The organism is Crossiella sp. CA198 (assembly GCF_052078295.1).
GTDB lineage: Bacteria > Actinomycetota > Actinomycetes > Mycobacteriales > Pseudonocardiaceae > Crossiella.
On sequence record NZ_JBQJIM010000007.1, the window covers coordinates 46,429 to 71,743 of the forward strand.

The following is a 25,315-nucleotide window of genomic DNA, read 5'->3' on the forward strand; positions in this document are numbered from 1 at the left end:
GAAACTTTTCCGCAGCCTACGACGAGCCCGCTGACCAGGCGCGTCAAGCCGCTGGGAGAGGATGGGGCCCATGGTCACCATCCCGATCACCGCCGAGTTGCTCCGCGGCGCGCTGGACCTCGAACCCACCGCGCACGGTCTGCTGCCGCACCGCCTGCCAGCCAGGGCTCGCGCGCAGAACACCGACGGTCAGCTGGCCATGGCCGAGTCCCAGCCCTCCGGGGTGCGCCTGGTCTTCCGCACCGCGGCCACCGAGATCGAACTGGACGTGCTGCGCACCAAACTCGCCTGGGAGGGCACGCCGCCGCGGCCGGACGGCGTGTACGACCTGCTGGTCAACGGTCGCCTCGCGGCCCAGGTCAGCGCGTCCGGCGGCAATCTGCTGACCCTGGACATGGCCACCGGCGCGGCCGAACTCATTCCCGGCCCGGTCGGCACCGTGCACATCACCGGCCTGTCACCGGAGCCGAAGGACCTGGAGATCTGGCTGCCGCACCGGGAGCGGACCGAGCTGGTCGCGCTGCGCGCCAACGCCCCGGTGCAGCCCAGTGTGAGCAGCCGCCGGACCTGGCTGCATCACGGCAGTTCGATCAGCCACGGCTCGGACGCGGCCAGTCCCAGCACCACCTGGCCGGGGGTGGCCGCGGCACACGGCCGGGTCGAACTGATCAACCTGGGCTTCAGCGGCAGCGCGCTGCTCGACCCGTTCGTGGCCAGGACCATCCGGGACACCCCGGCGGAGCTGATCAGCCTCAAACTCGGCATCAACCTGGTCAACCACGACCTGATGCGGCTGCGTGCCTTCGGCCCGGCGGTGCACGGGTTCCTGGACACCATCCGCGAGGGCCACCCGGACACGCCGCTGCTGGTGGTCTCGCCGATCCTGTGCCCGATCCACGAGCACACCCCCGGCCCCTGCCTGCCGGAGCTGATCAGCGGCGAGCTGAAGTTCCGGGCCACCGGCGAACCCGGTCCCGGCAAGCTGACCCTCACCACCGTCCGGGAGGAACTGGCCCGGATCACCACCGAGCGGGCCGCGCAGGACCCGAACCTGCACTACCTGGACGGCCGCGAGCTGTACGGCGAGGCGGATCTGGCCGAACTGCCGCTGCCGGACGACCTGCACCCGGACGCCGCCACCCACCAGCGCATCGGCGACCGCTTCGGCACACTCGCCTTCGCCTCGGCCTGGGCGGCCCATCATCCTTGAGGTGACAACCGCCGGATTTCCCCGGCGAATTCCGGATAGGCGACGAGGAGTTCGTCCCCGGCCGGGAAGTCGATGACCTCATCGGTGTAAGGCGGCGCCATGAACGTGCCCAGCAGCGACCAGTCGCCGATCGGCTCGCTCGCCTGCCACACCCCGGCGGGCACCACCACCTGCGGCCGCTGCCCGGCGGCCAGGTCCAGGCCGAGCACCGGCTGCTCGACCCGGCCGCCGGGATGCAGCAACAGCATCCGGGCGGGTGAACCGGCGTGGTAGCTGAACACCTCCGGGTGTTTCAACCTGTGCAGCGCGGAGAAACCGCCGCCGCTCATCAGGTAGTAGATGCCGGTGCCGTCCTCGGTCCGCCAGGTCTGCGCCCAGAAACCACCTTCCAGGGGCAACGGCTGCAATCCGAGTTCCGCGATGATCTGTTCCGGAGTGAGCACCTGAGTCCTTACCAGTTCGGGTGAGCGGACATTCCGCCGTCGACAACCAGATTCTGCCCGGAAATCCAGGACGCCAATCCCGACGCCAGGAAAACGCAGGCGTTGCCCACGTCCTCGGCCCGCCCCAGCCGTGCCAGGGGTGCGGCCCGCTGCCAGCGTGCCACGCCGTCGGGCCACTGCTCGGCCAGCCCGTCCCGGTCCAGCAGGCCGGGGCTGACCGCGTTCACCCGCACGCCCAGCGGCCCATACTCCAGCGCCGCTGCCCGGGTTTGCATGAGCAGGCCGGCCTTGGCCGTGCTGTAGTGCGCGTGCCCGAACGCTGGCTGGCTGCCCTCGATCGAGGCGATGTTGATCACCGAGCTGCCGGGGCGCATGTGTTTCACCGCGAGGCTGGTGGTCAGGAACACCGCGTCCAGGTTGGTGCCCACGACCTCGCGCCACTGCTCGAAGGTCATCTCGGGCAGTGCCTGCACCGGCTGCACGGCGGCGTTGTTCACCAGCGTGTCCAGCCGCCCGAAGTGGTCCACAGTGGACTCGATCAGGTGCTGCGCCTGCTCGGGGGACAACAGGTCGGCTGGCAGGGCCAGGGCCTGCGCGCCGAGGTCGCGGAGTTCGGCGACCAGGGTGTGCGCGGCCTCGACGCTGGCGCGGTAGTGCACGGCCACCGCGGCGCCCGCCTCGGCGAAGCGCCGGGCGAGTCCGTGGCCGAGGCCGCCGGCCGCGCCGGTGATCAACGTGACGGTGCCGGAGAGGTCAGGAAGGGTCACGAACCGACCGTATCGGCTACGGCCGTCCGAGTGGATCCGGTTGCCCTCAGTGATCGCCGGTACGGCCGGAAGTGGCTGACCAGGAGGGTTCTGGCGGCGTGCCGGGTTAATACGGTGAAGAGCACAATGTGGTCCAGATCACCGTACGTCCGTTACGGTTGGCCGCGTGAAGGTCGGCGTACCCGCGGAGTCGCGGGCCGGCGAACGCAGGGTTGCCTGTCTGCCAGGCACGGTTCCCCTGCTCACCGGCGCGGGACTCACCGTGCTCGTGCAGTCCGGCGCCGGCCACCATGCCTGCGCATCCGACGATGACTACCGCGCCGCGGGCGCCCAGATCGCCGACGACCTCGGCGCGGCGGACCTGCTGATCGGCGTGCAACCCCCGGATCCGGCCACCACCCGGGCCGGGATCACCACGGTCAGCCTGTTCGCGCCACCCGAGGACGTGGTGGAGGTCTTGCGGGACAAGGGGATCACCGCCTACAGCCTGGCGCTGCTGCCGCGCATCAGCCGGGCCCAGGGCATGGACGCCCTGTCCTCCCAGGCCCTGGTGGCGGGCTATCGGGCGGTATTGCTTGCCGCGGAACGACTTCCGCGCTTCCTGCCCATGTTCACCACCGCCGCGGGCACCATCGCCCCGGCCAAGGTCCTGGTGCTGGGCGCCGGAGTGGCCGGCCTGCAGGCGATCGCGACCGCGCGGCGGCTCGGCGCGGTGGTCACCGCCTACGACGTGCGCGCCGCCGCGGCCGAGGAGGTGCGCAGCCTGGGCGCCCGGTTCCTCGAACTCGACCTCGGCAGCCAGGACGGCGCGGGCGGCTACGCCAAAGCCCAGTCCGAGGACTTCCTTGCCCGGCAACGAGAACTGCTCACCACCGCGATCGCCGCCGCCGATGTGGTGATCACCACCGCGGCCGTGCCGGGCAAACGCGCGCCGGTGCTGGTCACCGCGGCCATGGTGGCCGGGATGACCCCTGGCTCGGTGCTGGTGGACCTGGCCGCGGAATCCGGCGGCAACTGCGAACTTTCCGTGGCCGGACAGGAGATCCGGCACGGCGAGGTGACCGTGCTCGGTGCGCTCAACCTGCCCAGCGGCATGCCAGCGCACGCCAGTGCGCTCTACGCGCGCAACATGGCCAACTTCCTCCGGCACCTCACCGTCGACGGTGAGCTGCGGACCGACGCCCTCGACGACGAGATCCTGGGCAGTTGCCGCGTCACCAGGACCAGGGAGGCGACGTGACGGGCGAGATCAGTCTGCTGACCATCTTCGTGCTGTCGGTCTTCGTCGGATTCGAGGTGGTCTCCAAGGTGGCCGCCATCCTGCACACCCCGCTGATGTCCGGCGCGAACGCCATCCACGGCGTCATCCTGGTCGGCGCGATCCTGGTGGCCGGCAAGGCGGAGAGCACCGTGGAACTCCTCCTCGCGCTGCTCGCGGTGGTCTTCGCCACGGTCAACGTGGTCGGCGGCTTCGTGGCCACCGACCGGATGCTGAGCATGTTCGGCGGCAAGGAGCGCAGGCGATGAGCCAGGACCTGGTGCACCTCGTCTACCTGCTCGCCGCGCTGTGCTTCATCCTGGCGCTCAAGGGATTGAGCACACCGCGGCACGCCCGCGCGGCCAACCTGGTCGGCGCGCTGGGCATGGTGTTCGCGGTGGCGATCGCCTTCGGTGACGGCCGGATCGGCAACGTGGGCTGGATCCTGGCCGCCATCGCACTCGGCGTGATCATCGGCATCCCGGCCGCCCGCGCGGTGAAGATGACCGCGATCCCGCAGATGGTGGCCCTGTTCAACGGCGTCGGCGGCGCGGCGGCGGCACTGGTCGCGCTGACCGAATTCCTGGCCACCACCGGGAACGCGGGCATGCGCGCGGCCACCGTGTTCGGCGTGCTGGTCGGCTGGGTCAGCTTCTCCGGCAGCCTGGTCACCTTCCTCAAACTCCAGGAACTGATGACCACCCGCCCGGTGATCCTCCCTTATGGACGGTCCACCGCGATCGGGGTTTCGGTGCTGTGCCTGGGCTTGGCCGTGGCCGTGGTGCCCACCGCGTCCACCGCGCTGGTGCTCGGGCTGACCGTGGCCGGGTTGCTGCTCGGCGTGCTGTTCGTGCTGCCGGTGGGCGGCGCGGACGTGCCGATCGCGATCTCGCTGCTCAACGCCTTCACCGGCCTGGCCGTGGCCGCCTCCGGCTACGTGCTCGGCAACACCCTGCTGATCGTGGCGGGCACCCTGGTCGGCGCCTCCGGCACGCTGCTCACCCGGATGATGGCCAAGGCCATGGGCCGCTCGCTGACCAACATCCTCTTCGGCGCGTTCACCCCGGCCGCGGTCGGCGGCGGCGGGCCCGCCGAGTCCAGGACGGTCCGCACCGGCACCCCCGAGGACATCGCGATCATGCTCGGCTACGCCCGGACCGTGGTGGTCATCCCCGGCTACGGCCTTGCCGTCGCCCAGGCCCAGCACGTGGTGCGCGAACTCGCCGACCTGCTCGCCGGGCGCGGCGTGGAGGTCGCCTACGGCATCCACCCGGTCGCCGGCCGGATGCCGGGCCACATGAACGTGCTGCTCGCCGAGGCCGATGTGCCCTACGCCCAGCTCAAGGAGATGGAGGAGGTCAACCCGCGGCTGGCCAGCACCGACGTCGCCCTGGTGATCGGCGCCAACGACGTGGTCAACCCGGCCGCCCGCGACCAGCCGGACAGCCCGATCTACGGCATGCCGATCCTGGACGTGGACAAGGCCGACTCGGTGGTCTTCCTCAAACGCTCGATGCGGCCAGGGTTCGCCGGGATCGAGAACGAGCTGCTGTTCAACCCCCGGACCACGCTCCTTTTCGGTGACGCCAAGGACTCGCTGAGCAGCCTGGTGACCGCGGTGAAACAGCTCGCGTAAATTCTCCGGCCATGATGGTTGCCGCGCGGGAGGCGTCGCTGGGTCCGATCCACCTCGGGCGGCTCACCGTCGACGCCGGCCGGGCGCCCGACGGCCGGACCAGCTACCAGGTGCTCTGCGACACCGTCGCCGGCCGCCGCCGGGTCCTGGACCTGGGCTGCGGTGACGGCCACCTCCTCGATCTGCTCGCCCGCGACCGGCGCCGCCGCCTGGCCGGGATCGACCTCGCCGAAGAGCCCCTGGCCCTGGCCCGCGAACGGCCCGCGCTCACCCGGGCGGCGCTCGCGCTGGCCAGTGCGCACGAGCTGCCGTTTCCCGCCGACAGCTTCGACGCCTGCGTCTCGCACCTGGCCCTGGCCCAGCTCACCGACATCGACCGGGTGGCCGCCGAACTCGCCAGGGTGCTCGAACCCGGCGGCCTGCTCGCGGTGGTGCTCAGCGGCGCGGCCGTGCCCGGCACCGCCTACGAGGTGTTCAACGACCTCACCCGCTCCGTGCTGGACGAGGTGCCCGCCGACCGCAGGCAGCCCGCGCTGGGCGACCGCCGCACCCGCACCAGGGCCGGACTGGACCAGGTGCTCGGCGGGGCAGGGTTCGGCCCGGTGGACTGGCGCACGATCCGCCTGGACCTCACCGGCACCCTGGACGAGGTGTGGACCCGCATGATCGAGATCTACGACCTGGACCCACTGGACCCGGCCGCGCTGGCCACCCTGCGCCGCTGTTTCGACCACACCGTCACCGTGCTGGCCGACGGCCGGGTGCCGTGCGCGATGAACCTCCACCTGGCCGTGACCTTCGCCCCCCATAGTTTCACTGGGTGAGCACAGGGGTACGCTCCGCAAGCAAGCTGGAAACGGGGTGAGCTGTGACCGGGCCTGAGCAGGCCGAGCACGATCCGGAACTGATCGTGCTCGCCGCCCTGCGCGACGCAGGCTGGGTCTTCCGGCCCTGGGTCGAGGCAGGCCACACCCTGGGCCTGGCCGGGTCCTTCACCGACCGCGACTACACCGACGCGGTCTTCATCGCCGACCGCGACGACGCCCGCGCGGTCCGCCTGCTCGCCGATCAGCCCGGCGCCACCGGCGGCGTGGTCTGGGACTTCTCCGGCAGCCTGCGCGAGGTGGTCGCCGAACTCATCGCGCTGCCCGCCCCGCACAGCCGGCTGGCCCCGCAACTGGTCATCGCCAAGTGGCCGTGATCCATACTTGGGCATGGCCGAGCAGCCGACGGTGGCGGACTCCACCACGCTGATGCTGGTGACCGTCGGCCGCCTGCTGAGCCGCCGGGTCGACGAGGAACTCGCCACCCAGGGCCTCACCCTGCGCCACCTCGGCGCGCTGGGACACCTCTCGCACCGCCCGGATCTGTCCTATTCGGACCTGGCCCGCCGCGCCGGGGTCACCACGCAGAGCATGCACACCACGGTCCGCGCGCTGGAAGAACAGGGCGCGGTGGTGCGGGTGCTGGCCGGTCACGGGCACGCCGCCCGGCTGGAGATCACCGAGCACGGGCGGAAGCTGCTCGCGCGGGTGGCGGAGGCGGCGGTGCGCCTGGATGAGGAGTTGTTCGGGCATCTGAGCGCGGAGCAGGTGGCCGGATTGAGGGCGGGGTTGACGGCACTGGCGGCGGCGCCGCGGCGACTGCCGCTCTGACCACCTGACCGGCTCGCGCCCGGCCGCCCGGTGACCGCCCGACTGGGCTCGCGCCCGCCTGACCTCCCGTCCGACCGGACGGGCGTGGTTGTCGGTTGCGGTCCCGGCTGTCTACCGAACGGTCGGTAGTGGTGCTGGCTGTCGTATCCGTTCGTCGACCGACCGGTTGGTTGGGCCGCTGACCACCATTTCCGTGTGCCATACCGAATGGTCGGTAGAGATTGCTGACCGCCGATCTGCAGGTCGACCGACCGGTTGGTTGGGGCGTTGATCGCGGTTCCGCTCGCCTACCGAATGGTCGGTAGGGACCGCTGGCCGCTGCTCTGTGCCTCTACCGACCGGTCGGTAGAGACTGCTGACCGCTGCTCGGTGCGTCAACCGACCGGTCGGTTGGGGTTGATCGCGGTTCTGTGCCGACCGAACGGTTGGTAGAGACTGCTGGCCGCCGCTCCGGCCGCCAACCGAACGGCCGGTTGGCGCTGCCGCCCGCCGCCCGGCCGGTCCCGGCGGTCGCGATCCGCCAGGACCGGCGACCCGGATCAGGCAGTGCGCGCCGCCGCCGAGAGCAGGTCCCGCAACTCATCCCGCATCGGCTCGAACGCCTGCATCGACTCCGCCGTCAGCTCCGGCCCGGCCAGTGCCGGACTGCCGGTGCCGAACGGCGGGTTCGGTGCGAACTCCAGGTCCAGCTCGGTTCGTCGGGCCACCTCGACGCCGCGGAGTTCGGCCAGCACCAGCAGCGCGGCCTCGATGGAACCGGTCACCGGGCCCGCGGTCCACAGGTTGCCGTCCCGGACCACCTGGCCGCCCTCGACCGGGATCGCGCCGACATGTGGCAGCAGGTCGGTGAGGTGGAAGTTCGTGGTGGCCCGCTTTCCGTTGACCAGTCCGGCCAGGCCGGGCAGGAACGTGCCGCCGCAGATCGCGATCACGTGCTTGGTCCTGGCCGCCGCGGTGGCGAAGAAGTCGATCACCTCCGGGTCGGTGAGGACCTCGCCGGGGATCGCGCCGACGGCCAGCACGTCCAGTTCCGCCGGGCAGTCGGCGAAGGCGGTGGTGGGCACGGTCGGGAAGGTCGGCAGGCCCAGCACCGGCTCGCGGTCCTTCCACAGCAGGTGCAGCTCCACCTCCGGCTGCATGCCGAACACGGTGTGCACGCCGAGGATGTCGAACACGAAGTAACCAGGGGAAACGAGGATGCCAACGGTGAGTTTCGCGGACACGCGGTCCTCCAAAAGCCGACGGATCTATCAGTCAGACTGTAAGTTAGCCTGAAAGTGGGCTCGCTGGCACCCCCGGTAGTCGCTAGCCTCGGGACACCGCCTTCCGGGAGGTTTCATGCGCAGGCTGACCGTCCCGATCCTGTTGCTGTTCGCCGCGGCGGCCTGCTCGGATTCCGCGCCACCCGGCCCCACCGCCGGCTCGACCAGTGCCGCGACCGAGGCCCCGTCCCCGCTCACCGGACTGCCGGCGCCTGCCGGGAAACCAGTGCTCGCGGTCAAGATCGACAACCTGGCCGCGGCCCGGCCGCAGACCGGGCTCACCCAGGCCGACCTGCTCTACCTCGAACCGGTGGAAGGCGGGCTGACCCGGTTCGTCGCGGTGTTCAGCTCCCGGCTGCCTGCCTCGGTCGGGCCGGTGCGCAGTGCCAGGGAGACCGATCTCGAACTGCTGCAACACTTCCAGCGGCCCGCGCTGGCCTACTCCGGCGCGGCGGCCGAGGTCGCCCAGCGGATCGCCGCCGCCCCGCTGATCCCGCTGTCGCCGGACAAGGCGCCCGGCGCCTACACCCGCGACTCCCGGCGCGGCGCCCCGCACAACACCTACGCCGATCCGGCGAAACTGCTCGCCGCCGCCCCGGGCGTGGGCGCGGTGCGGGACATCGGGTTCCGGTTCGGCCCGGCGCCCGAGGGCGGTACGGACACCACCCAGCACGTGGTGCGGTACCCGGCGGCCGTGGTGGCCCTGGACTACAACCCGCAGGACCAGCGCTGGCGGGTCGGCCTGGACGGCGCGCCGCTGGCCGCGGCCGAGGGCGGGGCGGTCACCGCGCGCACCGTGGTGGTGCAGAAGGTGATCGTGCGCGACTCGGGGTCGCACGACAGCCGGGGCAGCGGATCGCCGTTCGCCCAGACCGTCGGCTCCGGGGAGGCGATCGTATTGCGGGACGGGCGGTCCTATCCCGGCCGGTGGTCACGCCCCGCCATCGACGGCGGCACCACGTTCACCCAACCGGGCGGTCAGCCACTGCCCTTCGCTACTGGACCAATCCTGGTGTTGCTTGTACCAGCATGAACGGTGTGACGCAGCACCTATGAGGCCGATCGGGCGATGACTTGCCGGTAACTGGGGGCTGGCGGGTAGATGTGTTGTCCGGCAAGGGAAGTCGGGGCGGCCGGTGGAGGATGGGTAGGTCGTGATGCAGCACAGTGTGGCCCAGCAGGATGGGATGGCCACCCGCGAGGATCTCCTGGCCGCGGCCAGGAAGGTGGTGGAGTTGTTCGTGCCGGACACCATCGCCGAGATGCTGGAGGAGATCCAGCGCCGCCCGCGCAACCCGGTCGTGCCGAGCCAGGCCACGGCTGTGGACTGACCCGGATTCCGTTGCGGCGCAACGGTCAGCGCAGCGTCGCGTAGGCCGCCGCGAGCCGCCGCACCCCCTCGCCGAGTACCTCGGGCGCGGCCGCGCCGAAGGTCAGCCGCAGGTGTGGGGCCGGTGGTTCCGCCGGGTACCAGGGCCTGCCGGGGAACACCACCACGCCGTGTGCCGCGGCCGCGGTGGTCAGCGCCTGGTCGTCCACCCAGTCGGGCAGCCGGGCCCACAGGTGCAGTCCGCCGCGCGGCACCACGGCCAGGGTGAACTCGGGCAGGTGCCGGGCCAGTGCGGACAGCAGCGCGTCCCGGCGGGCCAGCAGTTCGGTGCGCAGGGTGCGCTGGTGCCGGGCCCAGGCGGGGGAGGCGACGAACTCCAGCGCGGCCTCCTGCAGCGGACCGGAGACGAAGAAGTCGTCGGCGACCCTGGCGCTGCGGATCCGCGCGCCCGCCGCGCCGCGGGCGCCGATCGCGGCCACCCGCAGACCGGGCGCGCCCGCTTTGGTCAGTGAGCGCAGGTGCACCACATGGCCGTGCAGGTCCTCGGCGACCAGGGGCGGCGGGTGTTCGCCTTCCAGGACCAGGTCCCTGGCCCAGTCGTCTTCCAGGATGAACGCCCTGGCGGCGCGGGCGGCGGCGAGCACCTCGGCGCGGCGGTGCGGGGCGAGCACGGCGCCGTGCGGGTTGGCGTAGGCGGGCTGGCAGTAGAACACCCTGGCGCCGGTGCGCTCGAACGCGGCCGCCAGGAGGTCTGGTCGCACGCCGTCGGCGTCGACCGGCACGCCGACCACGCGCAGGCCGAAGGTGCGGGCGGCGGCCATCACGCCGAGGTAGGTGGGGGCCTCGACCAGCACGGTGTCGCCGGGCACGCACAGTGCGCGCAACGCGGTGCCCAGCCCGGACTGGCCGCCGGGGCAGACCACCATGTCCCCGGCACGCAGCGCGCCACCGGCCTGCCGGGCGAACCAGGCGCGTAGTTCGAGCCTGCCCTCCACCGGGCCGCGTTCCCAGGCCGAGGGCCGCCGGGCCGCCCGGGACAGGGCCGCGCCGAGCGCGTTGACCGGTTGCAGTGCGGCGTCGAGGTAGCCGGCGGTGAGTGTGATCAGTTCGGGGCGGGGCATGGCCAGGAGTTCGGGCAGCGCGTCCTCGCCGGAGCGGCGTTCGCCCAGGGCCACCGCCTGCCAGGACAGGTCGGCCACCTCGGTAACGCCGGCGACGCGCGCGGCCACGTAACTGCCCTTGCCCGGCCGGACCTCCACCAGCCCTTCGCTGGCCAGCTGACGAATCGCCCGTTGCGCGGTGACCGGCGAGATGTGGTGCCTGGCCATGAGATCCCGCACCGAGGGCAGCCGCGCGCCCGGCGCGGCGGCAGTGACGTGCGCCCGCAGCTCTTGGATAACACGACGCGCGGCGTTATCGTCATTCATGAGGGACAAGAGTAACGTTATCGGCCAGAATCGGATAACGGGCGGCTTCCTGCTCGGCGCGCTGGGTGTGCTGGCCTTCAGCCTGTCGCTGCCGATGACCCGGCTCGCGGTGGCCGAGTTGAACCCCTGGTTCGTGGCCTTCGGCCGGGCCGCGGTGGCCGGGACGCTGGCCCTCGGCTACCTGTGGATCACCGGCTGGCAACGCCTGAACCGGCAACAGGTCAAGCGGTTGTTGCTGGTCGGACTCGGTGTGGTGGTCGGCTTTCCGCTGTTCACCTCGCTCGCGCTGACCGTGCAGACCGCCTCGCACGGCGCGGTGGTGATCGCGGTGCTGCCCGCCGCCACCGCGGTGTGGGCGGTGCTGCGCGCGGGGGAGCGGCCGACCGGCCGGTTCTGGCTGGCCAGCGGCGCGGGGCTGCTCGCGGTGCTGGTGTTCGTGGCCACCGCGGGCGGTCTCAGCGGCGGCTTCGAGGCCGCGGACCTGTTGCTGCTGGCCGCGGTGGTGTTGTGCGGACTGGGTTACGCCGAGGGCGGCGCGCTGGCCCGTGATCTCGGCGGCGCGCGCACGATCTGCTGGGCCCTGGTCGTCTCGCTGCCGCTGACCGTGCCGGCCACCGTGTTCGCCGCGCTGCCGATCGTGCCCGCTGCGGTGAGCTGGCAGGCCTGGGCGAGCTTCGGTTACGTCAGCCTGGTGTCGATGTTCCTCGGCTTCTTCGCCTGGTACGCCGGACTCGCCCGCGGCGGGGTGGCCAGGGTCGGTCAGGTGCAGCTGGCCCAGCCGGTGCTCGGCCTGGGCTGGGCGGCCTTGCTGCTGGGTGAGGAGATCGGCGTGTTCACCGCGGGCATGGCGGTGGTGGTGCTGTTGTGCGTGGTGCTCACCCAAAGGAGCCGCGCGGTTACTCCTCCGGTGCGGGTCGATCGACCGTCACCACAGGTGGCACAACGGTTCTAGGGTTGCTCTCAGCGGGTGGGGGGCGAAGAGGCGACTGGGGGTTTTCTTCGCCGAGAGCCGCTGAGACGTCGTGGGTCCGGGCGGGACGCACGACGAGACGGTGGCGGTGGCCGCGTGTGCCCACTCAACAGGCACACGCGGCACCATCCACCGGGTTCGGCGCCGCGGCCGGCTTCCGGGTCAGCTTCGGGCGTGAGGTCGGCCTCACTCCCAGCGGCTACCGGCGTTCGCGGCTGGCTCCCAGGGGCTAATCTGCACAGTCATGGAGGGCAACCGGCCGGGTCCGGCCCCGGACTGGGCGATCGAACGCGAGTTCCGCCGCTCGGCCCTCCGGTTCTCCTTGCTTGTGCGCACAGTCGTGCTGGCCTGCGCCGGGGTGCTCGCCCCGCTGTCCGCGCCCGATGACCTCGCCGCCACCATCGCCGCCGTCCTGGTCGTCAACGCGTGGAACCTGGTGCTGTGGCGGGCGCGAGGTCGCTGGGTGCTGCCGGTGGACCTGGCGGTGCTGACCGCGCTGTGCCTGGCACAGGGGCGGATCGAGCCGGCGGCCGCGCTCTCCGACGGGACCAGCTGGGTGCTGGTCATGGTGTCGGTGGTCGCGGTCAGCTGGCAGTGGCGGGTCCCGCCCGCCCGCGGCGCGCTGGCGGCGGCGGTGCTGGTGCTGTTCGTGGCCTACTCCGGCGGGGTCGCGCTGGTCGCCGACTGGGAGACCGGGATTCCCTACGGGCTCTGGCTTTTTGTCGAGGCCGGACTGGCCAGGCTGCTGTTCGTGCTGGTGTGCCGGGGCGCGCGGGCGGCCGACACGGCCACCGCCCTGGCCGCGGCGGCGCAGCGGGACGCCGAGGTCGAGGCGGCCCGCAACCGGGAACACCGCGAGTACCTGGCCACCCTGCACGACACCGGCGCGGCCACCCTGCTGATGGTCGGCATGGGCGTGGCCGACCGGCCCGAACCCTGGCTGGCCGAACAGGCCGCCAGGGACGTCGCCGCGCTGGCCACCCGCCCCGAACCCGACCAGGAACCGGTCCAGCTGGCCGCGGTCCTGGTGCGCGCGGCGGAGGCGGCGCCGGTGGCGGTGGACGTGCGGTTCGAGTACCAGCCGGTGGTGACCGCGGCGGTGGCGGCGGCACTGGAAGGCGGGGTGGCGGAGGCGTTGCGGAACGTGCACCGGCATGCCGGAGTGGACCGGGCGGCCCTGGTGGTGGCCGGGGACGCGTCCCGGGTGGTGGTGGAGGTGCGGGACGAGGGGGCCGGGTTCGCGGTGGGGGAGACCTCGGCGCAGCGGCGCGGGCTGACCGGGTCGGTGGTGGCGCGGATGCACCGGGCAGGCGGGCGGGGGAGTGTGCGTTCGGCGCCGGGGCAGGGCACGACGGTGCGGTTGGAGTGGCCGGGATGAGCCGCCGCCCGCGAACAGTCGAGTTGGCCCAAGTCGTACGACCAGTTGGGCCAACTTGGCGTACGACTTTGGCCAACTCGACGTTGGTGGGGTGGCGGTGAGCGGGCGGGCGGGCGCGGCCGCGGTGTACCTGCGTGGGTTGCGGCTGGCCACCGTGCTGATCACCTTCGCCGGGCTGCTCGGGCTGGCGCTGCCGGTGATCATCGCGAACGCGGAGGTCTACCGGTCGCTGACCCTGGAGCTGGTCGCCTTCGGCATCCTGTTCGCGGTCGCGGTCTTCTGCGCCCTCCGCGCCGATCCCGGCCGCTGGCGCTGGCCGCTGCTGGTCCTGGTGTTCGGCGCGGCGCTGCTCGCGCTGACCGGGGTGCCGCCGGAGCTGATCGTGAGCCGGGCCGAGTGGTCCTTCATGCTGCTCGGCTGGTTCGGCGTGCTGTTGTTGCTGGACAAGGGGATCGGCGCGGTGCTGGCCTTCCTGCTGGTGCACGCGGTGCTCAACCTGGCGCAGCTGGTGCTGGTCGGGCAGGCGGACCGGGCCGCGCTGGTGGGGTTGCTGATCGCGGGGGTCACCGTGTTCGGGTATCAGCTCGCGGTGGCCTTCGCCGCCGCGATGCTGCACCGGATCGCCGCCGGGGCCGCCCGGACCGCGCGGGCGGAGGGCGCGCGGCGGACCGCGGCCGCGATCACCCGGGAACTGCAACGTGATCACGAGGAGCGCTACGCGGCGCTGTCCCGGACCGCGTTGCCGCTGCTGGTGGACCTCGCCACGGGCCGGGCCGATCCCGGCGACGAGCGGGTGCGGCGGCTGGCCGCGGTGGAGGCGGCGCGGATGCGGCGGCTGTTCGCCGAGGGCGATGACGTGGACGATCCGCTGCTGCACGAGCTGGCCGCCTGCATCGACAGCGCGCAGCGCGGCGGGGTGAGCGTGCAGCTGGCGGTGCGCGGGCCGCGGCCGCCACTGGAGCTGGCGGTGCGGCGGGCGCTGACCGAACCGGCGCTGGCGGCGCTGGTGGCCGCGGCCAGTACCGCCAGGGTGACCGTGGTCGGTTCGGCTAACGCCGTTACGGTAAGCGTGGTCGCCGACGCGCCGGAGCCCGTTCCGGTCGCGCAGGCCGACGGGGTCGTGGTGACGAACCTGGTGAACGCGGATCGGGTGTGGGTGGAAGCCAAGTGGCGAGCGCAGAACTGATCACCGCGGTGGTGGTGGACGACCACCCCGCGATCGTGGCCGGCGTGCAGGCCTGGTGCAGCCTGGCCGACCCGCCGATCGAGGTGCTGGCGACCGGGCCGACCCCGGCCGCGGCCTGGACCGATCCTGGCGCCCAGGCCGATGTGGTGGTGCTGGACCTGCACCTGGGCCAGACCGCCCAGCCCGGCTACGGCGACCTGACCCGGCTGGTCGACGCGGGCCGCCAGGTGATCGTCTACACCATGCGCGACGACGCGGAGACCGCACTGTCCTGTGTGGACATCGGCGCGTTCGCCTACCTGACCAAGGCCGAGGGCCAGACCCACCTGGTCGCCGCCATCCGGGCCGCGGCGAACAACCTGCCCTACACCCCGCCCGCGCTGGCGGGCGCGATCGGCGCGGACACCCGCAGCAGCCGCCCGAGACTGGCCCCGCGCGAGGCGGATGTGCTGATCGAGTGGTTCACCTGCGAGTCCAAGGAGATGGTCGCGCAGAAGCTCGGGCTCTCCGCGCGTACGGTGAACACCTACATCGACCGGGTGCGGATCAAGTACGCCAACGTCGGGCGCGCCGCCCCGACCAAGGCGGCACTGGTGGCCCGCGCCATCCAGGACGGCCTGGTTGCCTTGGAGGACCTGTGATCCAGCGTTGGAACCCCGCGGTGATCGGCCCGCCGGTCGGCCAGTACAGCCACCTGGCCAGTGCCCCGGCCGACCACGAGCTGCTGTTCATCGCGGGCCAGATCGGCTCCCGGCTGGATGGCACCATGGCCGCTGACGCGGAGTCCCAGACCCGGCAGGCGCACGAGAACCTGGCCGCGCTGCTCGCCGCGGCCGGCGGCGGTCCGGAACATCTGGTGAAGATGTTCACCATGGTCGCCGGGACCGAGCACCTGCCCGCGGTGCGCGCCGGGCGGGTGGAGCTGTTCGAGAAGTGGTTCCCGGACAAGGACTGGCCCGCGCACTCGCTGATCGTGGTGGCCGGGCTGGCCGCGCCGCACATCCTCATCGAGGTGGAGGCGGTCGCCGCGATCCCGCGCGGGTGACCCGGCCGCACCAGCGCTACCGGCCGCCGCCGCGGTCCAGCGGGCCCCAGTCGGCGTGGAAGTCCGCGACCGTGCGTTCGGCCGCGATCAGGACCTCCTCGGCGATCCACGCCAGTGGCCGGTCGCAGCGGGCCAGCGGTTCGTTGTCCGGGCCGCGCCCCACTTCGACGCCCTCGAACAGCCAGGGGCGCACCTGTGGACCGCGCTGTTCGCGCAGGTGGCGGTAGTCGTAGAGCCTGCGGGCCACCCACACCGGCAGCGGCCGGTCCGCCCACCAGTCCTCCACCGCCAGCGGGCTGGCGGACAGGCCGGGCAGCTCGACCCCGGTCAGCTCGTCCCTGCTGACCGAGCCCTGATCGGTCGCCGGACCCCGCGACCAGCGCAGGTACAGCTCGCCACGGTGCCGCTCGACCACCTTTGCCAGCTCGTCCAGGCTGGTCAGCACGGGTAGTTCAGCCTCCATGCGCAGAGGAGTTGCCCGAGATCGGGGTGGGTACTCCTGGCCGGTGGATCCCGTTCGGGCACTGCGCCAGATCGCCTTCCACCTGGAGCGGGCCGCCGAGCCCAGCTACCGGGTGCGGGCGTTCCGGCGTGCCGCGGCCACCGTCGAACCGCTGACCGGGGAGGAACTGCGGGCCCGGGCGGCGCGCGGCACGCTGACCGAGCTGCCCGGCATCGGCAAGGTCACCGCGGGCGTGATCGGCGAGGCGCTGGCCGGTCAGCGGCCCGCCTACCTGACCGCGCTGGCCGGGACCGCGCCGGAGATCGGCGGCGGCACGGAGTTGCGGCGGGCGTTGCGCGGGGACTGCCACACGCATTCCGATTGGTCCGACGGCGGCAGTCCGATCGCGGAGATGGCCGAGGCCGCCCGCGATCTGGGGCACGAGTGGATCGCGCTCACCGATCATTCGCCCCGGCTGCGGATCGCCAACGGCCTCTCCGCGGACCGGCTGCGGGAGCAGCTCGCGGTGGTGCGAGGGCTCAACGAGCGGCTGGCGCCGTTCCGGATCCTCACCGGCATCGAGGTGGACATCCTCGAGGACGGCTCGCTGGACCAGGAGCCGGACCTGCTCGCCGAGCTGGATCTGGTGGTCGGCAGCGTGCACTCGAAGTTGCGCATGCCCGCGCCGGAGATGACCGAGCGGCTGTGCGCGGCGGTGGCCGATCCGCACCTGGACGTGCTCGGGCACTGCACCGGACGGCTGCTCACCGGCCGGGGCCGCCCCGAATCGGAGTTCGACGCCGAACGGGTCTTCACCGCCTGCCGGGCGCACCGGGTCGCGGTGGAGATCAACTCACGGCCGGAGCGGCTGGATCCGCCGCGGCGACTGCTGCGGGCGGCGGTGGAACTCGGCTGTGAGTTCGCCATCGACTCCGACGCGCACGCGCCCGGCCAGCTCGACTGGCTCGGCTTCGGCTGCGCGCGGGCGCTGGAGTGCGGGGTGCGCGCGGACCGGGTGATCAACACGCGGACGGCGCGGCAGCTCACCCGGTGGCGCGGTCGTCTCTAGAGGTCTTCCTCATCCAGCGGGACCGGCCGGTGCTGGTCCAGGACATCGGCCGGATCGGCTTCCAGCGGGTGCACCTCGATGAGCGGATCCGGCTCTTCCGGGACTACCCCGGTGTGCTGGGCCACGGCGTCGGCCTCGGGGACTTCCCCGGTGGGGTGGTTCATCGCCTACCTCCCGTCCGCGGTTCTCGACCCTGTCCCCCAGGGCGGTTCCCGATCATGCCGACCGGCAAACACCAGGTGCTGAACCCCGCCAACTCGGGTAAGCATGCAAGATGGCGACCGAAACGCGGGAGATCGAGCGCAAGTACGAGGCGGCGGAACCACTGGCCCTGCCCGATCTGGGCGGCCTGCCAGGGGTCGCCGCCCTGCTGGGTCCCGACGAACTGGCCCTGGACGCCACCTACTTCGACACCGCCGACCGCCGCCTGCTCGCCGAGGGCGTCACCCTGCGCCGCCGCACCGGCGGCGACGACGCGGGCTGGCACCTCAAGCTGCCGCTGGGCCAGGACACCCGCGAGGAGATCCGCCTGCCGCTGGGCCGTAACCGCAAGGTCCCGGCCGCCCTGGCCACCCTCGTCCGCGCGCACACCAGGGGCGGCGAGCTGACCCCCATCGGCCGCCTGCGCACCACCCGCCGCCGCTGGCACCTGGTCGACACCGAGGGCGCGGTGCTGGCCGAGGTGGTCATCGACGACGTCAGCGCCCAGACCATGGGCGAGTCCGCCACCCTGGACACCTGGCAGGAAGCCGAAGTGGAACTCGTCGACGGCGACCTGACCCTACTGTCCACAGTGGACGAACGCTTCGCCGCGGCAGGCGCCCGCCGCAGCACGTCCAAGTCAAAGATCGGCCGCCTCCTGGGTACCCCGCCGCACCCGGTCTTCGCGCACACCCCACCGCGCCCCCTGACCAAGAAGTCCGCCGCCATCACCGTCGTGCTGGCCTACCTCCGCGCCCAGGCCGCCGCCCTGGTGGCTGGCGACATCCTCATCCGCCGCGACAAGCCGGACGCCATCCACCAGATGCGGGTCGCCACCCGCCGCCTCCGCAGCACCCTGCGCGCCTACGGCAAGGTCATCGACCGGGAACAGACCGGCCGCCTCTCCGACGAGCTGAAATGGCTGGGCGCGGTCCTTGGCGAGGCGCGGGATCTGGAAGTCCTGCACCACCGCATCAGCCAGCACATCCAGGACACCCCGGATGACCTCGTCCTCGGCCCCGTCAAGGCCAGGGTCGAGGGCCACTACCGCCAGGAGTTCGCCGCCGCCCGCAAGAAGGTCCTCGCCGAACTGGACGGCCAGCGCTACCTGGACCTGCTGTGCCTGCTGGAGTTCGCCCTCTCCGAACCCCCGCCCACCCGGCTGGCCACCCACCCGGCGAAGGACGTCCTGCCCCAGCAGGTCCGCCGTGCCTACCGCAAGCTGGACCGGGCGATGACAGCGGCCGCGACCAAGGATGGCCCGGAACAGGAACTGGCCCTGCACGAGGCCCGCAAAGCGGCCAAGAGAGCCCGCTACGCCGCCGAAGCGCTGGAACCGGTGTTCGGCAAGAACGCCACCCGCTTCCGCACCCGAATGAAGAAGCTGCAAACCCACCTTGGCCACCACCAGGACGCGGTAGTGAGCCGTCAAGCCCTCCGCGACCTGGGCAGCCAAGCCCACCTGGCCACCGAGAACGGCTTCAGCTACGGCCTGTTCCTTGGCCGCGACGAGGCACGAGCGGCACAGTCCCGCACCGAACTCCCGGCACTGTGGCGCAAGGCTTCGGCGAACAAGCTCCGGAAGTGGCTCCGCTAGCAGCGCCTGAAGAGCAACCCCAAGCTTGTCCAGGATTGGACCCTGGACATTGTATCCAATCGGTGCCAGGATCCGGCCACACCGGATCCCGTCCGCCGTTGGCCGGGATCGGACCTGGCAGCGGGCTGCCCGCCGGTGGCCCGAGATGGGAGTCATTGGTGACTCGTCCGAAACCCCGCTGGTCGCGACTGGCCGCACCAGCCGTCTGCGCCCTACTCCTGACCTGCGCCTTACCCATCTCCGCCGTGGCGGCCGAGGCCGTTCCGCTCCGCCTCTACGCCAAGCCCGGCGGCGCCACCACCGGCGACTGCGGGCAACTCGCCACCGCCTGCGGCCTGGACCGGGTGCTGGCCCGGCAGCGAGAGCTGACCCCCGCCCTGACCCAGGACCTCGTGGTGTATTTCGACGGCGGCCGCTACCAGATAACGGAGCCCAAGACACTCGGCGCCGCGGACTCCGGCAAGAAGGGCCACCGGGTCATCTGGCGCAACCTGCCGGGCACATCACCGGTGCTCAGCGCGGGCATGCCGATCACCGGGTGGACCAAGGACCAGGACGGCCTGTGGCGCGCCGACGCCAAGGGCCTGGACTTCCTCCAGCTCTACGGGCTCGGCCAGCGGTTCACCCGGGCTCGCAGCCCCAACACCGGGTTCGTGCGGTCCAGCCTGATCCGGGTCAAGGACCAGCGGGCACTGCGGATCAGCGTCCCCGGCGCCGCGCTGCCGGCCGGGGATCCCGGCGGCCTGGACGGGGCGCACGCGGTGGTGCAGTTCACCTGGCGCCAGCTGCGCTACCGGATCGACTCCGTCGCCACGGCCCCGGACGGATTCCGGCAGGTCGTGCCGAAGTCTCCGGAAGGGATCACGAGCCCCGTCGGCACCGGCGGCACCCTCGAGGTCGCCCCCCATGATGAGGTGTGGTACCCCGAGCAGCGGTACGCGACCTTCTTCGAGGGCGCCAAGGAGTTCCTGGACGCCGACAACGAGTGGTGGCTGGACCGCAAGGCCAACCGGGTGTACCTGAAGTCGGCCCAGGATCCCAGCACCCTGGGCGTCATCGCACCGGTGGGACAACAGCTCCTGCGGCTGGACGGGGCCTCGGACATCCAGTTCCACGGCCTGCAGTTCGCGCACACCAGCTGGCTGCTGCCGAACCAGCAGGGCAACCTGCAACGGCAGGGCGGGGTCCATTTCGAGGCCGTGCCGCCGAGCAAGACGAGTGATGGCTTCCCGGTCTGGGAGGTCAACCCCGGCGCCGTGCACATCGAGAACTCGCGGAACATCTCCTTCACCCGCAACGCTTTCCGCCACCTCGGCGCGACCGGCGTGGTGCTGGGCCCCGGCACCAACCAGGTGTCCTTCGACGGCAACGTGTTCACCAAGATCGCCGACAGCGGGATCTTCATCGGCACCCCCCCAGGACCCGGCCGTCCCCGAGCAGGCGCAGAACCGCGGCACCACGGTGCGCAACAACTACTTCGACGACATGGGCCTGGACTACCACACCGATTCGGCCGTCACCGCGACCTACCCGAACGGCCTGACCATCGAGCACAACACCATCACCAACGTGCGCAACATCGGGATCAACCTGGGTTGGATCCACGACCTGGCAACGGACCGGGTGTCCGCGCTGCGCGACGTGCAGGTGCTGAACAACCGGCTGGAGCGCAACTGCCTGGTGGCCATCGACTGCGGCGCCATCCACACCAAGGCGAACTTCCACTACGACGCCGGGGTGCCGCGTTCGACCATCAGCGGCAACTACATCACCCAGGTGAAACGGCAGCCCACCGCGGTGGTCCAGGTCAAGGTCGCCGCGATCTACCTGGACGACCGGACCAACCGGCTGCTGGTGCAGCGGAACCAGTTCGACTCGGTCGACGAGGGCTTGTACACCCATAACATCGGCAAGGACAACACCATCGAGGAGCAGCTCACCGGCGGCCAGCAGGTCAAGGACAACGCCGGTCTGCTGCCGGCGAACAAGTGGCTGGCCACGTTCGACTTCGCCAGGGACAGCATCGGCGGCAAGGACGGTCCATACCCGAATCCCGCCTGACCACAAGGAAAACCAGAACCGGAGCCCACCCGCCGACGGTAGCGGGTGGGCTCCGGTCTGCCCGGGGGAGGACTCAGTCCGTCCCGTCGCGGCCGGGCTCGATCCAGATCGGGCTGCTCCACGCGGTCGCCTTGCGGCCGCGGTAGCTCGTGCGCTGCCGGACCCGGAGGTAGTAGAAGGTCCGCTCCGCGGGCGCCGCCGCCGACCAGGTCCCGCTGAAGTCCAGGCCCGTGGGCAGCCAGGCCGCGACCACCTTGGTGGACTCGCTCGCCCCGACCCGGCCACTGAGGATCTGCACCGTGTCCAGCTCCTCGGTGCCCGCCACCCTGATCTCGAACCGGAGCGGGCCCTCGGCGGTGCTGGACTGGCCCATCGGCGTGCCGTTGACGCTGAAGTCCAGCAGCATCCGCGCGCCGGTGGTGCCGTAACTCTGGCGGTCGTGCAGGGCGTCGAAGACCGCGCCGCGCTCCAGCTCCGGCGCGAACACCGCGGCCAGGCCCAGCTCGCCGCGACCGGGCTGGGCGCGGTGGTTGTCCGAGGAGCCGATCACGCCGAGCTGGTGGCCGAGTTCCCAGGCGTCCCGCGCGTAGTGCGGGCCGTTGCGCGAGGTGTTGGTGGAGAAGTCGGAGTTCTCATAGGACAGGTCGAAGGAAGGGTCGTAGAACTCCGACTGGCCGTGGCCGGAGTAGATCTCCACGGTCCTGCGCAGGTCAGGCTGGTGGTACTGCCAGTCCACCGCGGGCGAGGTGCTGCCGGGGATGCTGCCCGCGGTCTTGGGGGAGAAGGCGACGCCGGTGTGGTGCGGGATGGTCAGCGCCCGCCTGCCCTTGAGCGCGCGCCACAGGTCCAGCACGGTGCCCTGGTCCGCGCCGAGCACGAGCGCGTCAGCCGGGTCGCGGAAGTAGACGTTGTGGTGTCCCCACGGCTCGTGGAAGGTGGCCTCGTAGGCGAGGAAGGTGACGAACCGGCCGGGGTCGTGGTACTTCGCGACCCGCTCGCACAGGTTTTCCCAGTCCCCCTCCCGCCAGCGCTCGCAGTGCTCGGTGAGCGCGTAGAAGTCCAGGCAGGAGACGTCCCTGGCGTACTCGTAGGGGAAGTGGCCGACCCCGTCGAAGCTGTGGTCGGAGTGGGAGTGCAGGTCGCCCCAGTACAGTCGCTGCCGCGGCGCGGCCGGGCTCACCCAGCACGGGTTGGTCAGCCCCGCCGGCAGGGCGGGCAGGTACACCGACACCCGCACCACCCCTGGCGACCGCGCGGTGAACCCGATCTCGAACGTCCCGCCCAGCTCGCCGGGCACCGGGTCCTCCAGCAGCACGTCGCCGTCGCGCACCCGCGGCACCGGCAGGCCGCCGATCGAGTTGACCCGGTTGCCCTCGGCGTCCACCACGACCACCCGGATCCGGCCGGACTCGCCCGCGCCGAGCAGCGAAGGGCCGTAGCAGAGCAGTTCGGCCGGGGCGCAGGGCTGGACCTCCAGCACCGGCGACTGCTCGGCCAGCAGGATCCGGGCGTACCCGGAGCCGTCCGGGTCCACCGCCACCAGCACCTGCTCCGGGCCTTCCGGGTGCAGTGCGGCGGCGAATCCCCTGCTGCCGCCGGAGACATCGCCGAAGCGGATCTCCACCAGGTCGCCAGGCGCCAGCCTGCCGCTGACCACGGTCAGCCTGGTGACGTAGACGTAGCGGCCCGCCCTGCCGTCGATCCCGGTCCGGTTGCTCTTCACCACGTCCTCGGCCACGCCGCCCTCGACCTCGCAGCGCACGCTCGCCGAACCGGAGGCGACCCGGCCGGTGACGTGGTTGTCGGCGGCGGGCTCGTGCGACTGCACGCCCTTGGCGCCGTTGCGCCGCCAGGCGTGCCAGCTGTCCGGCAGCTGCACCCGGATGGTGCCGCCCTGCTCCAGCGGCTGGTCACCCACCCGGAAGCGGAACAGGTAGCTGCCCCACTCCGCCGCGGTGATCAGTTCTGGCGTGAACCAGGCCCTGTCGGTTGTCCTCGGATCGGTTGTCATCGGGTTTTCCTCACCATCCCCCAGCGCACGACGGTGCGCCGCTCGATGGGCCGCAGCAGCAGGCGGTCCATGGCCAGCCACAGCAGGCCGACCACCACGATCGCCACCACCACGACCTCACTCTGGTAGTTGCGGGAAGCCGACAGGGTCAGGAAACCCATGCCGGAGTTGGCCGCGATCAGCTCCACCGCCACCAGCGCCCGCCAGCCGAAGGCCAGGCCGGTGCGCAGGCCGGCCAGCACGCTGACCATCGCGCCGGGCAGCAGGACCTCGCGCAGCACCTGCCACCGGGTCCCGCCCAGGGTGCGCACGGCCTGCGGCAGCACCCGCTGGATGCCGTGCACGCCGAGCAGCGTGTTGTACAGCACGATGAAGAAGATCGCGTTGGCCACCACGAACAGCACCGGGCCGTCGCCGAAGCCGAACCACACGATCGCCAGCGGGATCCAGGCGATCCCGGCGACCGCCTGGAAGAAGGCCACGATCGGTTCGAGCAGCAGGGTCAGCACCCGGCTGGCTGCCATGGACAGGCCGAGCAGCAGGCCGAGACCGGCGCCGATGAGGAAGGCGACGGCCAGCCGCAGCAGGCTCGCCCCGATCGCCTGGGCCAGGGTGCCGTCGACGAGCAGGCGCCATCCGGTGGCGGCCACCTCGGCGAGCCGGGGCAGCTGGTAGGCGGGCAGGTCCACCAGCACGGGCAGCAGTGCCCAGCCGAGCAGTAGCAGCAGCACCGGGACCAGCCACAGCGCGCGGCCGGCCAGCAGCCGGGCGGTGATGACCGCGCGGTGCGCCGCGGCCCTCACCCGGCGCTCCGGATGACGCCCCAGCGCTGCACGGTGGCCGCCTCGACCGGCCGCAGGTAGCACCGGTCGATGAGCAGCCAGAGCAGGCCGATGACCACCATGCCGACCACCGTGCGCGAGGTCTGCATGTCCTCGCGGCTCTGGAAGATCAGGAAGCCGAGGCCGCTCTGCGCGGCGATCATCTCCGCGCCCACCAGGGACCGCCAGGCGAATCCCGCGCCCAGCCGCACCCCGGTGAGCACCGAGGGCAGCGCGCCGGGCAGCAGCGCCTCCCAGGTCACCTGCCAGCGGCCCGCGCCCAGCGTGCGCAGCGCGCTGACCACCGAGGGCGGCACCTGCCGGATGCCGGTCAGGGTGTTGTAGAGGACCAGGAAGAAGACCACGTAGCCGATGGACAGCTCGATGGTCAGCGTGCTGTAGCCGAACCACAGCACGAACAGCGGCAGCCAGGCCAGCTCGACGATCGCGTGGAAGAAGTCCAGCAGGGGCATCAGCATCCGCACGGCCGTCTCGCTCAGCGACAGCAGCACGGCCAGCGGGACCGCGCACAGGATGCCCGCGAGTACGCCGATCAGCCAGCGCTGCACGCTCACCTCGACGAAGGCGGGCAACAGGCCGTGTGACCACAGCTCGCCCGCGGCCAGCCAGACCGAGGCCGGGGTGGGATAGAAGCGCTCGTCCTGCCCGGCCAGCGCCGCCGATGCCTGCCACACCGCCAGCAGCAGCGCGAAGGCCAGCAGCGGCGCGGCCCCCCGGCGTGCCGGCGCGGTCACCGCACACCGTCGAGGGCGCGGGCGGCGTGGATCTCGTGCAACAGCTCGGCGGCCACCTCGGCCTGGGCCGGGCCCGCGGCCACCGCCCTGCGCTCCGGCCTGGGCACCCGGCCCTCGACGATGGTGTGCACCCGGCCGGGGTGCGGGGCCAGCACGACCGTGCGATCGGCCAGGAACGCGGCCTCCTCCACCGAGTGGGTCACGAAGACCACGGTCTTGCCGCTGTCCTGCCAGACCCGCACCAGCTCCTCCTGCAGCCCGGCCCTGGTCTGCGCGTCCACCGCGGCGAACGGCTCGTCCATCAGCATCACCAGCGGATCGGCGGCCAGGGTGCGGGCCACCGCGGCGCGCTGGCGCATGCCACCGGAGAGTTCGTGCGGGTAGCTGTCGGCGAAACCGGCCAGGCCCACCCGGTCGAGCTGCTCGCGGGCCAGTTCGCGGCGGCGTGCCTTGCCGACCCCGGCCAGCTTGGGGCCCAGCGCCACGTTGTCCAGCACGGTCCGCCAGGGCAGCAGGGCGTACTCCTGGAAGACCATGCCGCGGTCCCTGCCAGGGCCGCGCACCACGACACCGTCCACGCTGACCGTGCCCTCCTCGGCCCTGACCAGGCCCGCGATGATGTTCAGCAGGGTGGTCTTGCCGCAGCCGGAGGCCCCGGCGAGGCAGAGGAACTCGCGCGGCCGGATATCCAGGTCGATCCGGTCCAGTGCCCGGACCCGTTGCTTGCGGTCCTGGTCGATGTAGGTGTGCCCGACGCCGCGGATGGTGATGCGACCGGTCTGTTCGCGCAC

General features: G+C 72.0%; 27 protein-coding genes. 17 read left to right on the forward strand and 10 right to left on the reverse strand.

What is annotated here, in order from left to right:
- Positions 1–70: 70 nt before the first annotated feature.
- Positions 71–1,210, forward strand: a complete 1,140-nt coding sequence (locus tag ACTOWY_RS13280; protein ID WP_441309910.1) for a GDSL-type esterase/lipase family protein — start codon at positions 71–73, stop codon at positions 1,208–1,210.
- On the opposite strand, the gene ACTOWY_RS13285 is transcribed toward ACTOWY_RS13280, so the two are convergent.
- A complete protein-coding gene (locus ACTOWY_RS13285; protein ID WP_441309911.1) occupies positions 1,201–1,653 on the reverse strand; it encodes a cupin domain-containing protein in 453 nt (150 codons plus the stop codon). The two genes, ACTOWY_RS13280 and ACTOWY_RS13285, sit on opposite strands and share 10 nt — an antisense overlap.
- Positions 1,654–1,661: 8 nt before the next feature.
- The gene (locus tag ACTOWY_RS13290) at positions 1,662–2,420 is read right to left on the reverse strand and encodes an SDR family NAD(P)-dependent oxidoreductase (RefSeq protein WP_441309912.1); all 759 of its coding nucleotides are present in this window, start codon (positions 2,418–2,420) and stop codon (positions 1,662–1,664) included.
- A gap of 166 nt (positions 2,421–2,586) precedes the next feature.
- Between ACTOWY_RS13290 and ACTOWY_RS13295 the strand changes: the two genes are divergently transcribed.
- The 6 genes from ACTOWY_RS13295 to ACTOWY_RS13320 are packed head-to-tail and all read left to right on the forward strand — an operon-like array spanning position 2,587 to position 6,969.
- Entirely contained in the window at positions 2,587–3,660 is a 1,074-nt protein-coding gene (locus ACTOWY_RS13295) for an NAD(P) transhydrogenase subunit alpha (protein ID WP_441309913.1), read from the forward strand.
- The gene (locus tag ACTOWY_RS13300) at positions 3,657–3,947 is read left to right on the forward strand and encodes an NAD(P) transhydrogenase subunit alpha (protein ID WP_441309914.1); all 291 of its coding nucleotides are present in this window, start codon (positions 3,657–3,659) and stop codon (positions 3,945–3,947) included. Before ACTOWY_RS13295 ends, ACTOWY_RS13300 begins: the two co-directional genes overlap by 4 nt.
- Positions 3,944–5,314, forward strand: coding sequence for an NAD(P)(+) transhydrogenase (Re/Si-specific) subunit beta (locus tag ACTOWY_RS13305; RefSeq protein WP_441309915.1), 1,371 nt, complete (start codon positions 3,944–3,946; stop codon positions 5,312–5,314). Before ACTOWY_RS13300 ends, ACTOWY_RS13305 begins: the two co-directional genes overlap by 4 nt.
- Before the next feature lie 11 nt (positions 5,315–5,325).
- Positions 5,326–6,138 (forward strand): class I SAM-dependent methyltransferase, encoded by an 813-nt coding sequence (locus tag ACTOWY_RS13310; protein WP_441309916.1) that lies wholly within the window; start codon positions 5,326–5,328, stop codon positions 6,136–6,138.
- A 44-nt stretch (positions 6,139–6,182) separates the two neighbouring features.
- Entirely contained in the window at positions 6,183–6,515 is a 333-nt protein-coding gene (locus ACTOWY_RS13315; protein WP_441309917.1) for a hypothetical protein, read from the forward strand.
- Positions 6,516–6,528: 13 nt separating this feature from the next.
- The gene (locus ACTOWY_RS13320; RefSeq protein WP_441309918.1) at positions 6,529–6,969 is read left to right on the forward strand and encodes a MarR family winged helix-turn-helix transcriptional regulator; all 441 of its coding nucleotides are present in this window, start codon (positions 6,529–6,531) and stop codon (positions 6,967–6,969) included.
- Between the two features lie 539 nt (positions 6,970–7,508).
- On the opposite strand, the gene ACTOWY_RS13325 is transcribed toward ACTOWY_RS13320, so the two are convergent.
- Complete coding sequence (locus ACTOWY_RS13325; RefSeq protein WP_441309919.1) at positions 7,509–8,192, reverse strand: DJ-1/PfpI family protein; 684 nt, start codon at positions 8,190–8,192, stop codon at positions 7,509–7,511.
- Between the two features lie 115 nt (positions 8,193–8,307).
- Between ACTOWY_RS13325 and ACTOWY_RS13330 the strand changes: the two genes are divergently transcribed.
- Both ACTOWY_RS13330 and ACTOWY_RS13335 read left to right on the forward strand, forming a co-directional pair.
- The gene (locus tag ACTOWY_RS13330; RefSeq protein WP_441309920.1) at positions 8,308–9,264 is read left to right on the forward strand and encodes a DUF3048 domain-containing protein; all 957 of its coding nucleotides are present in this window, start codon (positions 8,308–8,310) and stop codon (positions 9,262–9,264) included.
- A gap of 121 nt (positions 9,265–9,385) precedes the next feature.
- Entirely contained in the window at positions 9,386–9,562 is a 177-nt protein-coding gene (locus tag ACTOWY_RS13335) for a hypothetical protein (protein ID WP_441309921.1), read from the forward strand.
- A gap of 25 nt (positions 9,563–9,587) precedes the next feature.
- Here ACTOWY_RS13335 and ACTOWY_RS13340 read toward each other — a convergent pair whose 3' ends face one another.
- Positions 9,588–10,988: an aminotransferase-like domain-containing protein gene (locus tag ACTOWY_RS13340; protein ID WP_441309922.1), complete on the reverse strand. Its 1,401-nt coding sequence runs from the start codon at positions 10,986–10,988 to the stop codon at positions 9,588–9,590.
- On the opposite strand from ACTOWY_RS13340, the gene ACTOWY_RS13345 reads away from it, so the two are divergent.
- The 5 genes from ACTOWY_RS13345 to ACTOWY_RS13365 all read left to right on the forward strand — a co-directional run bounded on the left by ACTOWY_RS13345 (position 10,987) and on the right by ACTOWY_RS13365 (position 15,567).
- Positions 10,987–11,940, forward strand: coding sequence for a DMT family transporter (locus ACTOWY_RS13345; RefSeq protein ID WP_441309923.1), 954 nt, complete (start codon positions 10,987–10,989; stop codon positions 11,938–11,940). The two genes, ACTOWY_RS13340 and ACTOWY_RS13345, sit on opposite strands and share 2 nt — an antisense overlap.
- A 262-nt stretch (positions 11,941–12,202) precedes the next feature.
- On the forward strand, positions 12,203–13,336 hold the full coding sequence (locus tag ACTOWY_RS13350) for a sensor histidine kinase (RefSeq protein ID WP_441309924.1): 1,134 nt from the start codon (positions 12,203–12,205) through the stop codon (positions 13,334–13,336).
- Between the two features lie 97 nt (positions 13,337–13,433).
- Positions 13,434–14,522 carry a hypothetical protein gene (locus tag ACTOWY_RS13355; protein ID WP_441309925.1) on the forward strand — a complete coding sequence of 363 codons (1,089 nt, stop codon included), beginning with the start codon at positions 13,434–13,436 and terminating at the stop codon, positions 14,520–14,522.
- Positions 14,504–15,163, forward strand: a complete 660-nt coding sequence (locus ACTOWY_RS13360) for a DNA-binding response regulator (protein WP_441309926.1) — start codon at positions 14,504–14,506, stop codon at positions 15,161–15,163. The genes ACTOWY_RS13355 and ACTOWY_RS13360 overlap by 19 nt, the downstream gene beginning before the upstream one ends.
- Positions 15,160–15,567 (forward strand): RidA family protein, encoded by a 408-nt coding sequence (locus ACTOWY_RS13365; protein WP_441309927.1) that lies wholly within the window; start codon positions 15,160–15,162, stop codon positions 15,565–15,567. The genes ACTOWY_RS13360 and ACTOWY_RS13365 overlap by 4 nt, the downstream gene beginning before the upstream one ends.
- 16 nt (positions 15,568–15,583) lie before the next feature.
- Here ACTOWY_RS13365 and ACTOWY_RS13370 read toward each other — a convergent pair whose 3' ends face one another.
- Positions 15,584–16,030, reverse strand: coding sequence for a DUF6098 family protein (locus tag ACTOWY_RS13370; RefSeq protein WP_441309928.1), 447 nt, complete (start codon positions 16,028–16,030; stop codon positions 15,584–15,586).
- A gap of 43 nt (positions 16,031–16,073) precedes the next feature.
- Here ACTOWY_RS13370 and ACTOWY_RS13375 point away from each other — a divergent pair, with 43 nt between their 5' ends.
- On the forward strand, positions 16,074–17,078 hold the full coding sequence (locus ACTOWY_RS13375; protein ID WP_441309929.1) for a PHP domain-containing protein: 1,005 nt from the start codon (positions 16,074–16,076) through the stop codon (positions 17,076–17,078).
- Here ACTOWY_RS13375 and ACTOWY_RS13380 read toward each other — a convergent pair.
- On the reverse strand, positions 17,075–17,242 hold the full coding sequence (locus tag ACTOWY_RS13380) for a hypothetical protein (protein ID WP_441309930.1): 168 nt from the start codon (positions 17,240–17,242) through the stop codon (positions 17,075–17,077). The two genes, ACTOWY_RS13375 and ACTOWY_RS13380, sit on opposite strands and share 4 nt — an antisense overlap.
- 110 nt (positions 17,243–17,352) lie before the next feature.
- Between ACTOWY_RS13380 and ACTOWY_RS13385 the strand changes: the two genes are divergently transcribed.
- A complete protein-coding gene (locus ACTOWY_RS13385) occupies positions 17,353–18,876 on the forward strand; it encodes a CYTH and CHAD domain-containing protein (RefSeq protein WP_441309931.1) in 1,524 nt (507 codons plus the stop codon).
- 1,461 nt (positions 18,877–20,337) lie between these two features.
- On the forward strand, positions 20,338–20,937 hold the full coding sequence (locus tag ACTOWY_RS13390; RefSeq protein ID WP_441309932.1) for a hypothetical protein: 600 nt from the start codon (positions 20,338–20,340) through the stop codon (positions 20,935–20,937).
- Between the two features lie 73 nt (positions 20,938–21,010).
- Here ACTOWY_RS13390 and ACTOWY_RS13395 read toward each other — a convergent pair whose 3' ends face one another.
- The 4 genes from ACTOWY_RS13395 to ACTOWY_RS13410 are packed head-to-tail and all read right to left on the reverse strand — an operon-like array spanning position 21,011 to position 25,315.
- Entirely contained in the window at positions 21,011–22,948 is a 1,938-nt protein-coding gene (locus ACTOWY_RS13395; RefSeq protein ID WP_441309933.1) for a CehA/McbA family metallohydrolase, read from the reverse strand.
- Positions 22,945–23,751, reverse strand: a complete 807-nt coding sequence (locus tag ACTOWY_RS13400) for an ABC transporter permease (RefSeq protein WP_441309934.1) — start codon at positions 23,749–23,751, stop codon at positions 22,945–22,947. Before ACTOWY_RS13400 ends, ACTOWY_RS13395 begins: the two co-directional genes overlap by 4 nt.
- Positions 23,748–24,524 (reverse strand): ABC transporter permease, encoded by a 777-nt coding sequence (locus ACTOWY_RS13405; protein ID WP_441309935.1) that lies wholly within the window; start codon positions 24,522–24,524, stop codon positions 23,748–23,750. Before ACTOWY_RS13405 ends, ACTOWY_RS13400 begins: the two co-directional genes overlap by 4 nt.
- Positions 24,521–25,315 (reverse strand): ABC transporter ATP-binding protein, encoded by a 795-nt coding sequence (locus ACTOWY_RS13410; protein ID WP_441309936.1) that lies wholly within the window; start codon positions 25,313–25,315, stop codon positions 24,521–24,523. Before ACTOWY_RS13410 ends, ACTOWY_RS13405 begins: the two co-directional genes overlap by 4 nt.